The following is a 12,796-nucleotide window of genomic DNA, read 5'->3' as shown; positions in this document are numbered from 1 at the left end:
TTCATAGCTGTGGATTGGGAGACAAGGCATCTAAACGGACTTCTACGGCTAATTTGTGGGCATCTAAGCCTTCGGCGGCAGCCATATGACAGACGGTAGCCCCTAATTGTTGCAAGCCTTCGGCAGTGATTTCCTGAAAGGTGATTTTCTTAACGAAGGAATCGAGCGACACGCCGCTGTACATACGGGCAAAACCGTTGGTAGGCAGCGTGTGGTTGGTGCCCGAAGCATAGTCGCCGGCAGACTCGGGCGTGTAGTAGCCCAAAAATACTGAACCGGCATTGGTGATGCGTTCAACATAGCGGGCAGCATCTCGACGCGCTACAATCAAGTGTTCGGGGGCATAGCTGTTGAGCAGCCGCAGGGCTTGTTCTGCGTGGGGCATGACAAAGGCACGGCTGTGCCGCAGTGCTTCTCGTGCAATGTGGGCGCGAGGCAAATGGCTTAGTTGTGTCTCGATGGCTTGCAATACCTCGTTTATCTTTGCTTCGGTGTCGCATACCAATATTACTTGGCTATCGCTGCCGTGCTCTGCCTGCGACAACAGGTCGGCAGCCAAGAAAGCGGCAGGGGCGTGCTCATCTGCCCACACGGCTACTTCTGACGGACCCGCTGGCAGGTCAATGGCAATGACGCCTTCGGCAGCCAGCATCTGTTTGGCAGCTGTTACGTATTGGTTGCCGGGTCCGAATACTTTGTCAACTTTTGGAATGGTGGCGGTGCCGTATGCCATGGCAGCGATGGCTTGGGCACCACCCACGGCAAAGACCTTGCCGATACCACAAAGCGAGGCAGCAGCCAATATGGCGGGATGCACTTTGCCGGTGGCTGTTGCTGGTGTGCAGAGCACCACTTCGCTGCAACCTGCAATCTGAGCAGGCACGCCCAGCATCAAGACGGTAGAAAAGAGCGGTGCCGTGCCGCCGGGTATGTAAATGCCTACGCGCTCGATGCCTACACTGCGCCGCCAGCAGCGCACCCCCGGCATGGTTTCTATTATTTTGGGCTCTTCTTTTTGAGCTTCATGAAATGCCCGTATGTTGGCATAGGCTTGGCGCAGTGCCTGCCACAGTGTGGGCTCTATCTTTTGAGGCGCTTCGTTTATGGCTTTCTCCTCTATTTGCAAAGCGCCTTCGTAGCTGTCGAATTGGCGGTTGAAGCGCTGCAGGGCAGCATCGCCCTCTTGGCGCACGGCTTCTATGATAGGGCGGACGCGCGCACCTAAGTCATCGGCTTGCAGAGCAGGACGTGCCAGCAGCTCTGCCCATTGGTCGGTGGGTGGTTCTATAAATACTTTCATCAGTAAATCATTTTTTCGATAGGAACGACTAAGATGCCTTCGGCGCCTGCGGCTTTCAGCTGCTCGATGATTTCCCAGAATTGGTCTTCTTGAATGACCGAATGCAAGGAAGACCAACCTTCCATAGCCAAAGGCAGTATGGTAGGGCTTTTCATGCCCGGCAGTATTTCCGTGATTTTAGGAATGACTTCGTTAGGAGCATTCAGCAGTATGTACTTGTTGTTACGGGCGTTTTGTACCGCCTCGATGCGAAACAACAGCTTTTGCAGCAGCTTTTGTTTTTCATTGCTTAAAGTAGGGGTTTGAATGAGCACCGCCTGCGAATGGAAGACAACTTCTACCTCTTGAAGTCCGTTGCTCATGAGCGTGCTGCCAGTGCTCACGATATCGCAGATGGCATCGGCTAAACCAATGCTCGGGGCTATCTCTACCGAACCGCTGATTTCGTGAATGGTGGCTTTTATGTTGTTTTTCTTCAGAAAGTCGCCTAAAATATTGGGGTAGGAAGTGGCTATGTGTCTGCCTTGTAGGCTTTCGATGCCTTGGTAGGATTCACCTCGGGGGATGGCAATGGATAGGCGACATTTCGAAAAGCCCAGTTTTTGGGCTATGGTTACGGCAGAACGGTCTTCTACTACCACATTTTCGCCCACGATGCCCACATCGGCGACCCCATCGGCTACATAGCGAGGAATGTCGTCGTCGCGAAGGAAAAGGAATTCGGCAGGAAAGTTATCGGCAACGGTTTTTAGTTTACCGGTTCCATTGGTAAAGCTTATACCGCACTCCTTGATGAGCTTGAGCGAAGCATCGCTTAGCCTTCCTGATTTTTGTAATGCTATGCGTAGCATATTCGATTGTTTTTTAGGATTGAGAAAAAAAACATAATTGTTGAAGGGAGCGTTTGCTTGACAACGCCCTGCTGGTATGCTTGCGGGCATACCCAATGAAATGGGGGGTAATATGTTGTGCTTGTGGCTCTCTTAAGGCAGAGAGCCATGATGGAAGGCGTGATGATGCCATGCAGTCTGGAGGTCAGACTGCCAGAGAAGCTCGATGAGGATAGGATAATATGTGCAGCTTCGTGTTTGCATCGCTGGCGCAATGATACGTAAGAAAGTTTTATTATGCAAGTTTTCTTGCAAAAGAAGCAGCCCGATGCTTTGTAAAGTACCTTCAAACGTTTTATCTTTTCCATATTTCGTACAAAAATATTCCTCGCTATGTGTTTGCGCGTCGATATACATACACACATCATACCCGAGAAGCTGCCTTCCTTTAAGGAAAAGTTCGGTTATGGTGGTTTTGTTTCGTTGGACCACCACAAGAAATGCTCTGCACGCATGTTGATTGACGGTAAATTTTTTCGTGAAATACAAGACAACTGCTGGAGTCCAGAAAAGCGCATCCGGGAGTGCGACGATTTCGGAGTGGATGTGCAGGTGCTCTCTACCATTCCCGTGATGTTCAGTTATTGGGCAAAGCCGTTGGATGCCCTTGCCGTAAGTCAATACCTCAACGACCATATTGCCGAAGTGGTGGCACGTTATCCGCGCCGCTTCGTCGGTTTGGGCACGGTGCCTTTACAAGCCCCTTCGCTGGCAATCAAAGAGTTGGAGCGTTGTGTAGTGGATTTGGGCTTGGCAGGGGTGGAGATAGGCACCCATGTCAACGAGTGGAATCTGTCGGATGAAGAGCTTTTCCCTTTCTTTCAGGCAGCCGAAGAGCTGGGGGCTGCTATTTTTGTGCACCCTTGGGACATGATGGGCAAGGAGCGTATGCCTAAGTATTGGTTGCCGTGGTTGGTGGGCATGCCTGCCGAAACCTCGTTGGCTATCTGTTCTATGATTTTTGGGGGAGTATTTGAGCGCCTGCCGCGCCTGCGTGTGGCTTTTGCTCATGGCGGCGGTTCCTTTCCCATCAATTTTGGACGCATTGCCCATGGATTTGAGGTACGTCCCGACCTCTGCGCCATCGACAACAACGTGCATCCCAAGGAGTATTTGGGGCGTTTTTGGGTAGATTCGCTGGTGCACTCGCCCGAAGCCCTCCGTTTCATCGTGCAGTTGTTTGGGGAAGACAAAGTGGCTTTGGGCACCGATTACCCCTTTCCTTTGGGCGAACTGGTGCCGGGGCGCCTGATAGAGCAAACCGAGGGGTTAAGTGAGCTTCAGAAACGGAAGCTGTTGGGTGAGAATGCCTTTCGCTGGTTGAAATTAGACCCGCAGCCTTTCTTGGAATATAAACAGAAAAACAAACCGACAAAAGAAGAAAAGTCATCGGTCGATTCTAAGCAATCTTCTTAAATTGCCTTCCTTTTGTTTTACGAGCAATGAAAAACCAAATAGTAGTATGCCCAAAGTACTGATTGTAGGTGCCGGTTTGGTGGGCTCGTTGCTTGCCTCGTTTATGGCACGGCGTGGTTTCGAGGTGGAAGTGTTCGAAAAACGTCGCGACCCCCGCCTTTATGGTATGGAAGAAGGGCGTTCCATCAATTTGGCGCTGTCGCACCGCGGCTTGCGCGCTCTGGAGCGTTTGGGCTTGCAAGACGCCGTGTATCCGCTGATGATACCTATGCGTGGGCGCATGATTCACGACACTGCCGGGCAGACGCTGCTGCTGCCTTATAGCACCAAGCCCGACGAATACATCAACTCTATTTCCCGCTTAGATTTAAACGTGGCTTTGGTGAATCACGCAGAAGCTTACCCCAATGTGAAAATACAGTTCCAAGCGGCTTGTGTGGGTGTAGCCCCCGAAATCCCCGCCATTGAGGTAGAAACGGACGGGCAACGTCGCTGGGTGGAAGGCGACCTGCTTTTTGCTGCCGACGGTGCTGGCTCGGTGATACGCCGCACCTTGAAAGCAACCGGGCTGCTTCAAGAAGAGGTCGATTTTTTGGATTATGGCTACAAAGAACTAACCCTACCGGCAGGCAAAGGAGGGGCATTTTTGATAGAAAAGCATGCCCTGCACATATGGCCCCGCGAAACCTTTATGTTGATTGCTTTGCCCAATTTGGATGCAACTTTTACCTGCACTCTCTTTTTACCTAAGGAAGGCGTTGCGCATAGTTTCGAAGCTTTGAATACCCCGGCAAAAGTGCAGGATTTCTTTGACGCGTATTTCCCAGATGCTTCACGCATGATGCCGGCACTTACTGAGGAGTACTTCCGCAATCCGGTGGGTATTTTGGGAACGGTGCGCTGCTACCCTTGGGCGTATCGGGGCAAAGTGTTGTTGATTGGTGATGCTGCTCACGCCATTGTGCCCTTTTACGGACAAGGCATGAATGCCGCCTTTGAAGACTGCCTACGCTTGGAAGAGTGCTTCGATGTCTATGGGAAAGACTGGCAAAAGGTGTTTGAGCTGTATCAGACAAAGCGCAAAAAAGACACGGATGCCATTGCCGATTTAGCTACTGACAACTTTTACGAAATGCGTGACCGTGTCAATGATGAAGACTTTCAGCGGATGCGTAAGCTCGAATACCTGTTGGAGCAGCGCTATCCAGATTATTTCTCAAAATATGCTTTGGTAACTTTTCACCCAGAAGTACCCTATTCGTTGGCAAAACAACGCGGTGAGCTGCAAAACCAAATATTGCTGGATATTTGTCGCCGCCAACCCGATATTGAAAAAATAGATTTGGAAACTGTGTACCGCAAAATAAAAGAAGCGATAGAAACACTGCCTGTTTCGTCATGAAAAAATGCGTAACATTGCACCTTCATTAAAGAGTTTTACCTCAAAAAACAACCTTATGGCAAGGCGTTCAAAAGAAGAAATCATCAAAAGCATAGACCCCAACGATGTGGGGCAGGTGGGACGACTGTTTGGCTTGCCCTATGAGCCCGAACATGCCGAAGTGGTGATTGTGCCCGTACCTTGGGAAGTAACGGTATCTTATGGCACGGGCACTTCCGATGCCCCTGAAAATATATTGTATGCCTCGGCGCAGGTAGACCTCTACGACCCGGATATTCCCGATGCATGGAAAATGGGGATTGCCATGCTGGACCTGCCTGAACACTTGGCAGAAATGAGTGCTACCCTGCGCGAAGAAACGGAAGATTATATTCAGTGGTTGGAGCAAGGCAAACCCTCTGACTGGGAAGGGGCTCCTTATATGCACGAAATACCTTCCGTGGTCAATCAGGAGTGTGAAAAAATGAACCAATGGGTCTATCAAACGGCTTCCGATTGGCTCGATGAAGACAAGATAGTAGCTGTCTTGGGAGGAGACCATAGCACCCCCTATGGCTTGATACGTGCCTTAGCCGAGCGTTACGACAATATCGGTATTTTGCAAATAGATGCTCATGCCGACCTGCGAGAAGCTTACGAAGGGTTCCGTTATTCGCATGCTTCTATCATGTACAACGTGCTGAACGATTTCCCCGAAGTAACCAAGTTGGTACAAGTGGGCGTGCGCGACTATTGCGAGGCAGAGTGGAATATCATTCGCTCGCAGCCGCAACGCATAGCTGCTTTCTTCGACCAACAAATCAAGGAGGGTATTTATGAGGGCAAGACATGGAAAGACTACTGCAAGGCTATCGTAGAGCAGCTGCCCGAATACGTATATATTAGCTTTGACATTGACGGGCTGGACCCCAAGCTGTGTCCTATGACCGGCACCCCCGTAGCTGGCGGGCTCGAGTTCTTTGAAGCTGTGTATTTAATCAAACAAGTGGTGCGTTCAGGACGTAAAATCATAGGCTTCGACTTGGTGGAAGTAGGGGGGAGCTTCGAAGACGAATGGGATGCCAACGTGGGGGCGCGTATGCTCTATAAACTTTGTAACTGGGCAGGGCATTCAATGGGTAAAATTTAAAATAAAACAGCCGCTTATTATGGTCTTTATTCTGATTTTGGTGCTTACCATACTCGCACAAATTTTCTTTCCGTGGTGGAGTATGGCGGTAGTTTGCTATGTGGTGGCTGCCTTGTTTGGCAAGCGCTTCTGGGCGACGACTTTCTCTGCTTTCTTGGCTGTGTTTTTCATCTGGGCAATTCGTGCTTTTTTTGCCGACCTGCAAAACGACCAACTGCTTTCGCACCGTATTGCCGCCATGTTGGGTATGCCGCAAATAGGCGATTGGCTCTTTTTAGTGTCGGCATTGTTGGGGGGAGTGATAGCCTTCATGGCAGCGTGGAGCGGCTATGCCACCAAAAGGCTATTCAGAAAAAAAGACCTCAAAAAACAAACTGTTTATCGTATGTAAATCAAAGCGTTGCCTTTAGGGCAGCGCTTTGATGTTTATCTTTAATCTTTTGAAAACAAATGCGTAACTTTGTCCTGTCCTTCGTGACCTTTCGTCTATTTTGAACCTTTTAATCCTGATAGAAAATGCAAGAGTTCGGATTGAAGTCTGAAAAACGCAACTTGGCAGACATGAACATCACGGCTGCCAAGGTGTACTGGAACCTGACCCCCGCAGAACTTGTAGAACATGCCTTAGCCAATGGCGAAGGGCTGCTTGCCGACAACGGAGCCATCATGTGTGATACTGGTCAGTTTACTGGACGCTCGCCTAAGGACCGATTCATCGTAAAAGACGAGCTCACTGAAAATACCGTTTGGTGGGGCGATATAAATATACCTTTCTCACCAGAGCAGTTCGATGCCCTGCATCGTAAAATGCTCAACTACTTGAAAGACAAGACCATTTATGTGCGTGATGCCTATGTTGGTGCACATCCGGACTACCGCCTGAATCTGCGTGTGGTCAATACCAAAGCATGGCAGAACCTGTTTTGTCATAATATGTTCTTACGTCCCAAGCGTGAGGAGCTTGTACACTTTGTGCCTAATTTCACCATCCTCTGCATTCCCGAATTTGAAGCAGACCCGGCAGTGGATGGCACCCGCCAGAAAAACTTTGCCATCCTGAACCTAAGCAAACGCATGATTCTGATTGGTGGAACAGGCTATGCCGGCGAAATGAAAAAAGGTGTTTTCTCGGTATTGAACTACATGTTGCCGCACGAACGCGGCATTTTGTCTATGCACTGCTCTGCCAACATGGGCAATGCCGGCGATACGGCAGTGTTCTTTGGCTTGTCGGGCACAGGCAAAACAACCCTCTCTGCCGACCCGAACCGCAAGCTCATCGGCGACGACGAGCACGGATGGGCACACGATGGCGTCTTCAACTTCGAAGGTGGCTGCTACGCCAAAGTGATAAATATTACCCGTGAGAGTGAGCCCCAAATCTGGGATGCTATCAAGTTTGGTGCTATTCTTGAAAATGTCCGTTGCTTTGAGGGAACCCGTACGCCCGACTATACCAACAAGTCGGTAACGGAAAATACCCGTACGGCTTATCCTATCTATCACATAGAAAATGCATTGGAGCCCTCTATTGGCGGGCATCCCAAAAACATATTCTTCCTGACTGCAGACGCCTTCGGCGTGTTGCCGCCTATTTCTAAACTTACCCCCGGGCAGGCAATGTATCATTTCATTTCGGGATATACTGCCAAGGTAGCCGGTACCGAAGTAGGTGTTACCGAACCGCAAGCTACTTTTTCGGCTTGCTTCGGTGCGGCTTTCTTGCCTTTGCATCCCACCAAATATGCCGAGCTGCTGGGCGAAAATATGCGCAAGCACCAAGTAAATGTTTGGCTGGTCAATACCGGTTGGACGGGGGGTCCTTATGGGGTAGGGTCTCGTATGAAGCTGGCTTATACCCGCGCCATGCTCACAGCTGCTTTGGAAGGAAAACTCGACAACGTAGAGTATAAAGCACATCCGGTGTTTGGGGTGGCAGTGCCTCAGACATGCCCCAATGTGCCTGATGAGGTACTGAACCCGCGCGACACTTGGAGCAACAAAGAAGCCTACGATGCCCAAGCTCAAAAATTGGCGCAACTCTTTGTGCAGAATTTTACAAAATATGAAGCGTTTGCCAACGACGAAATCATGAGTGGAGCACCGGTAGTAGAAGCAGCTTCAAAATAACGCACTTGATTTACTCATAATGGCATAAAAGCGGTTGCCTTCTGCGGCATCCGCTTTTCTTTATTTGGCAAAACTGAATACACATTGTTGCGTCCGCTTTGTATCTTTGTTCCTTCAAAACTGTAAGAAAAAAAGCACATGAATGCAAAAGTATTGGCGGTAATACCGGCGCGCTATGCTTCTACGCGTTTCCCCGGGAAGGTACTGCATCCCATTGCCGGAAAAAGCATGATAGCGCGCGTGTATGAACGTGTGAAGCAAGCCCGCGGGCTCACAGAAGTGGTAGTAGCCACCGATGATGAACGTGTAGCCAGCCATGTGCAGGCATTAGGGGCACGAGTGCTGATGACTGCCCCGGAACACCCCAGCGGCACAGACCGCTGTTTTGAAGCGCTGCAAAAAAGTGGGGCACATTATGACTATGTGCTCAACATACAGGGCGATGAGCCTTTTATCGTGCCCGCACAGATAGAGGCTCTGCTTGCTTTAATCGATGATGCCCATAAGTTGGAGATTGCCACGCTCATCAAGCCGATAGAGCGCTTGGACGAGCTCAAAGACACGGGCGAAGTGAAGGTAGTCCTCAACACTCGAGGCGAGGCTTTGTATTTTAGTCGCTATCCGGTGCCTTTTGTGCGCGACATGCCTCTCGAAGAAGCATGGAAACACTACACTTTCTATAAGCACGTGGGCTTGTATCTGTATCGTGCCGATATTTTGGAGGCAGTATGTTACTTGTCGCCTTCGATGTTGGAGCGTGCCGAGTCGCTTGAGCAACTGCGCTGGTTAGAACATGGCTATCGTATTCACACGGCAATTACAAGTTACGACAGCGTGTGTGTGGAAACCCCCGAAGATGTGCAGAAAGTAGAGCAGATGCTTGCTCAGGGGCTACTGAAATAAAACGCCCCCAACTTTCATTTGCTTACTTTTTGGCGGGAGGATAGGGATATTCGGCAAAAAGCCGTTGTACCATAGCTGCTTGAAGTTCGGGCAGCTTTTTTCGTTTTTTGTCTATTTCTGCAAATGCCCATCCTTGCCACAGTAGGCGCCCAGTTTGGGCATCTACGATGTCCACGACAAGCGTGAGTTCCTCATATTGTCGTTGGTAAGCGTTCATGGTAACCGGATAAACCGGATAAAAAGGGTAAGGGCGCCAGCCGATCCAGCCCCAATTATTGTTGAAGCTCTGTTGAAACTCTTGTTGAGTTTGCAAATCCATGCGGAATTTTACATGCAATTGGGCTGCTGCCGCTTCGGAAGCCGCAGACAAGCCTTTTTCCGTAAGTGCTTGGGTGATGAGGTTGGTCATACGTTGGCGACTCAGGTCGCTGTTTACTACTGGGTCTTTGTCGTTGCTAAAGCGGTAGTAGTCCACCACGATAAAAGATTGATATCGACTGAAATCGACCGCTGGTGCCCGGTCGGTGCTGTGGGTGATGCGGCTGCTGCTGCATGCGCTTATCCATAACCAGCAACAAACGCTCAGCCAAAGGGGAATACTGAGGTTTTTACGAAGCATTTTACTCTAAACGTTCAATTTCATAGCTTTGTGCAAATTTAAAAATAAAACCTGTCTTTTGAGCGTCTTATGAAAGTTGTGGAAGTCAACAACAAAGCACTGCGCAAGGAATTTTTGGAGTTTCCGGTGCGCCTTTACAAAAATGACCCGTCCTACATTCGTCCCTTGGACAAAGACATCGAAGAGGTATTTGACCCGACTAAAAACAAGTTATTCCAAGGTGGCGATGCTTGTCGCTGGATTCTACAAGACGAACAAGGGCAAACCATTGGTTGTGTGGCAGCTTTTTACAATGAAAAACTGGCAATGAAAGATAACGAGCAGCCCACCGGAGGCATGGGCTTTTTTCATTGCATCAACAATCAAGAAGCTGCCAACTTGCTGTTCGATACCTGCAAGCAGTGGCTGCAGGCTCGTGGCATGGAAGCTATGGACGGTCCTATTAACTTTGGCACTCGCGATCGTTGGTGGGGGTGCTTGGTCGATGGCTTTACCGAGCCTAATTACTGCATGCCTTACAACTATCCTTACTATCGTGAACTTTTTGAAAATTATGGCTTTCGCCAATATTTTAAGCAATATACTTACTACCGTTGGATTCCCGACCCGCTGAAACCTAAGGTACTCGAAAAAGCCAAGCGTATTTATGAAGACCCACGCTATACTTTTGACCACATGCGCTTGTCGAAGCTTGAGAAATATGCCGAAGACTTTCGTACCATTTACAACAAGGCTTGGTCAAAACACCATGGAGTAGAACCCATGACTGCCCAGACGGCACTGAATATCATGAAAAAGCTGAAGCCTATTTTAGACCCCGAAATCATTCTGTATGCTTACTATGATGGTGAGCCCGTTGCCTTCTTTATTATGTTGCCCGAAATGAACCAAATCGTAAAGCACCTGAATGGAAAGCTCGACTGGTGGGGCAAGCTGAAGTTTTTATGGTACAGGCGCGTGGTGGGGGTGAAGAAGTTGTTTGGGGTTGTTTTTGGCGTAGTGCCCGAGCACCAAGGCAAAGGGGTGGAGTCGGCAATTGTTTACTATTACTCTACCATGGCGCATACCCCCGGCTATCGCTACAAAGAAATGGAAATGAACTGGATAGGTGACTTTAACCCCAAAATGATGCGGGTTGCCGAAGACGTAGGCGGGCACATTTATAAAACCCACATCACTTACCGTTACTTGTTTGACCGTCAAAAGCCTTTTAAACGCTATCCAATTATAGAGTAAAAAGCAACATTTGAGCCCCCGCGCTTCGTAGGGGCGTGTTTTCAATATTTTCAGATAAAACAATAGGGTCGTGTTTTCAATGCTTCAAATCAACCAAGAAAGGCTACCGAAAAGGCAGCCTTTCTTGGTTTTGTCTTTATATACCTGTTGCTTACTTGGCGGGTGCTTCTTGTGCTTGCTTCGAACGGAGTGCACGAGGAATAGCAATCGAAACAACAGGAATCTGAGGGCTATTCAAAATGGTGTAGTTTTCAGGGTTCAGGTCTTTTACCTTTACTGACTTGCCCAAGTCCAGGTGTGAGATGTCCACCTCTACATATTGAGGCATATTTTTCGGTAAAGCCTTTACTTTCAGTTTACGCAATTTGATTTCGGCTTTTCCACCTTTTTGTACACCGATGGAAGTGCCTACAACCTTCACGGGGATTTCCATCTTCACAGGTCTGTCTTCACGCAGCAACAAGAAGTCGGCGTGGGTGATGTAGTCAGCTACTGGGTGGAATTGAGCTTGCTGCAGGATGGCATCATACTCATCGCCCTCGATGTTCAGCTTTACGAAAGCTACTTCGGGGGTATAAACCAAGTCTTTAAACAGAGACATAGGCGCATAAAAGTGTATGGTTTCTTCGCCACCATACAGCACGCAAGGAACATATCCCTCTACGCGGAGTTTTTTGGCTGAGCTACTTCCCAGCTCGTTGCGCTTATACCCTACAATTTCTACAGTTCTCATTGTTTTCTTTTGTTTAGGTAATCCTTCTTTATTTCGTTTAAACCTTTATTTATGCGTTGAGATAAATAACGAACTGATAGATTCGTAATCATGCACTTTTTTGATGGCAGTAGCAAACAACTCTGCCACGCTGAGCACTTTTATCTTGGGCGACTTTTGACGCAAAGGAATGGTATCGGAGACTACCAGCTCTTCCAACACGGAGTGGTTTATGTTGTCATAAGCATTGCCCGACAAGACGGGGTGGGTGCAAATAGCACGCACGCTGCGGGCGCCCTTTTCCTTCAATACAGCGGCTGCCCGACAGATGGTACCCGCCGTGTCCACGATGTCATCGATAATTACCACGTTGGCGTCTTTTACGTCGCCAATCACTTGCATGCCTGCCACTTCGTTGGCGCGCTTGCGGTGTTTGTCGCAAACGACCATGTCTGCTCCAAACATCTTGGCAAAGGCACGTGCCCGTCCCACACCTCCTACATCGGGGGCTGCAAATACCAGGTTTTCCAGATTCAGGCTTTCCAGATAAGGCGCAAAAATGGCAGAACCATCGAGATGATCTACGGGAAAGTCAAAAAAGCCTTGAATCTGCCCGGCGTGCAGGTCGCAAGTCATGAGGCGGTCGGCACCGGCTGCCGATAATAAGTTAGCCACCAGTTTGGCAGCGATGGCTACACGTGGTTTGTCTTTACGGTCTTGGCGTGCATAGCCGAAGTAAGGCATTACTACCGTAACGTATTTTGCCGATGCCCGACGTGCCGCGTCAATCATGAGCAGCAATTCCATGAGGTTGTCCGCCGGTGGAAAAGTAGATTGGATGAGGAATACATCGCAGCCGCGAATGGACTCTTCGTAATAAGGCGAAATCTCGCCGTCGCTGAACCGCTGAATGGTAATAGCGCCTAAGGGCTTACCATAGGCTTCAGCTATCTTTTCGGCAAGATAGCGGGAGCTGGTGCCAGAGAACAGTTTGACAAAGTTTGGGTCAGCCATGGTTTTGAAACGTTCCTTTTTGAAATTTTTTACAAACTTAGGCTA

At 49.1% G+C, this 12,796-nt stretch carries 12 protein-coding genes; 7 read left to right on the top strand and 5 right to left on the bottom strand.

Annotated elements, in window-relative coordinates; genetic code table 11:
• Window position 1 precedes the first annotated feature (1 nt).
• Window positions 2-1,300, bottom strand: a complete 1,299-nt coding sequence (gene hisD, locus FHS56_RS04010) for a histidinol dehydrogenase (protein WP_166918574.1) — start codon at window positions 1,298-1,300, stop codon at window positions 2-4.
• Window positions 1,300-2,151, bottom strand: a complete 852-nt coding sequence (hisG, locus tag FHS56_RS04005) for an ATP phosphoribosyltransferase (RefSeq protein WP_166918573.1) — start codon at window positions 2,149-2,151, stop codon at window positions 1,300-1,302. The genes hisD and hisG overlap by 1 nt, the downstream gene beginning before the upstream one ends.
• A 372-nt stretch (window positions 2,152-2,523) precedes the next feature.
• On the opposite strand from hisG, the gene FHS56_RS04000 reads away from it, so the two are divergent.
• The 6 genes from FHS56_RS04000 to kdsB all read left to right on the top strand — a co-directional run bounded on the left by FHS56_RS04000 (window position 2,524) and on the right by kdsB (window position 9,170).
• Window positions 2,524-3,606, top strand: coding sequence for an amidohydrolase family protein (locus FHS56_RS04000; protein WP_208409621.1), 1,083 nt, complete (start codon window positions 2,524-2,526; stop codon window positions 3,604-3,606).
• Between the two features lie 46 nt (window positions 3,607-3,652).
• On the top strand, window positions 3,653-5,008 hold the full coding sequence (locus tag FHS56_RS03995) for an FAD-dependent oxidoreductase (RefSeq protein WP_166918572.1): 1,356 nt from the start codon (window positions 3,653-3,655) through the stop codon (window positions 5,006-5,008).
• Between the two features lie 55 nt (window positions 5,009-5,063).
• Window positions 5,064-6,137 (top strand): agmatinase family protein, encoded by a 1,074-nt coding sequence (locus FHS56_RS03990; RefSeq protein WP_166918571.1) that lies wholly within the window; start codon window positions 5,064-5,066, stop codon window positions 6,135-6,137.
• Window positions 6,138-6,156: 19 nt separating this feature from the next.
• Window positions 6,157-6,528, top strand: a complete 372-nt coding sequence (locus FHS56_RS03985) for a hypothetical protein (RefSeq protein WP_166918570.1) — start codon at window positions 6,157-6,159, stop codon at window positions 6,526-6,528.
• A 125-nt stretch (window positions 6,529-6,653) separates the two neighbouring features.
• Complete coding sequence (gene pckA, locus FHS56_RS03980; protein WP_166918569.1) at window positions 6,654-8,267, top strand: phosphoenolpyruvate carboxykinase (ATP); 1,614 nt, start codon at window positions 6,654-6,656, stop codon at window positions 8,265-8,267.
• Between the two features lie 138 nt (window positions 8,268-8,405).
• Window positions 8,406-9,170: a 3-deoxy-manno-octulosonate cytidylyltransferase gene (gene kdsB, locus FHS56_RS03975; protein WP_166918568.1), complete on the top strand. Its 765-nt coding sequence runs from the start codon at window positions 8,406-8,408 to the stop codon at window positions 9,168-9,170.
• 22 nt (window positions 9,171-9,192) lie between these two features.
• On the opposite strand, the gene FHS56_RS03970 is transcribed toward kdsB, so the two are convergent.
• Window positions 9,193-9,789, bottom strand: coding sequence for a DUF4136 domain-containing protein (locus FHS56_RS03970; RefSeq protein WP_166918567.1), 597 nt, complete (start codon window positions 9,787-9,789; stop codon window positions 9,193-9,195).
• Window positions 9,790-9,858: 69 nt separating this feature from the next.
• On the opposite strand from FHS56_RS03970, the gene FHS56_RS03965 reads away from it, so the two are divergent.
• Complete coding sequence (locus tag FHS56_RS03965) at window positions 9,859-11,025, top strand: hypothetical protein (RefSeq protein WP_166918566.1); 1,167 nt, start codon at window positions 9,859-9,861, stop codon at window positions 11,023-11,025.
• Between the two features lie 151 nt (window positions 11,026-11,176).
• Here FHS56_RS03965 and FHS56_RS03960 read toward each other — a convergent pair whose 3' ends face one another.
• Together FHS56_RS03960 and FHS56_RS03955 are read right to left on the bottom strand one after the other, a co-directional pair.
• Entirely contained in the window at window positions 11,177-11,758 is a 582-nt protein-coding gene (locus tag FHS56_RS03960) for a 50S ribosomal protein L25/general stress protein Ctc (RefSeq protein ID WP_166918565.1), read from the bottom strand.
• Window positions 11,759-11,803: 45 nt separating this feature from the next.
• Window positions 11,804-12,751: a ribose-phosphate pyrophosphokinase gene (locus FHS56_RS03955; protein WP_166918564.1), complete on the bottom strand. Its 948-nt coding sequence runs from the start codon at window positions 12,749-12,751 to the stop codon at window positions 11,804-11,806.
• Window positions 12,752-12,796 lie beyond the last annotated feature (45 nt).

The organism is Thermonema lapsum (assembly GCF_011761635.1).
GTDB lineage: Bacteria > Bacteroidota > Bacteroidia > Cytophagales > Thermonemataceae > Thermonema > Thermonema lapsum.
Note: the sequence above shows the minus strand (reverse complement) of the source record. Positions and strands in the feature narration are given on the sequence as shown.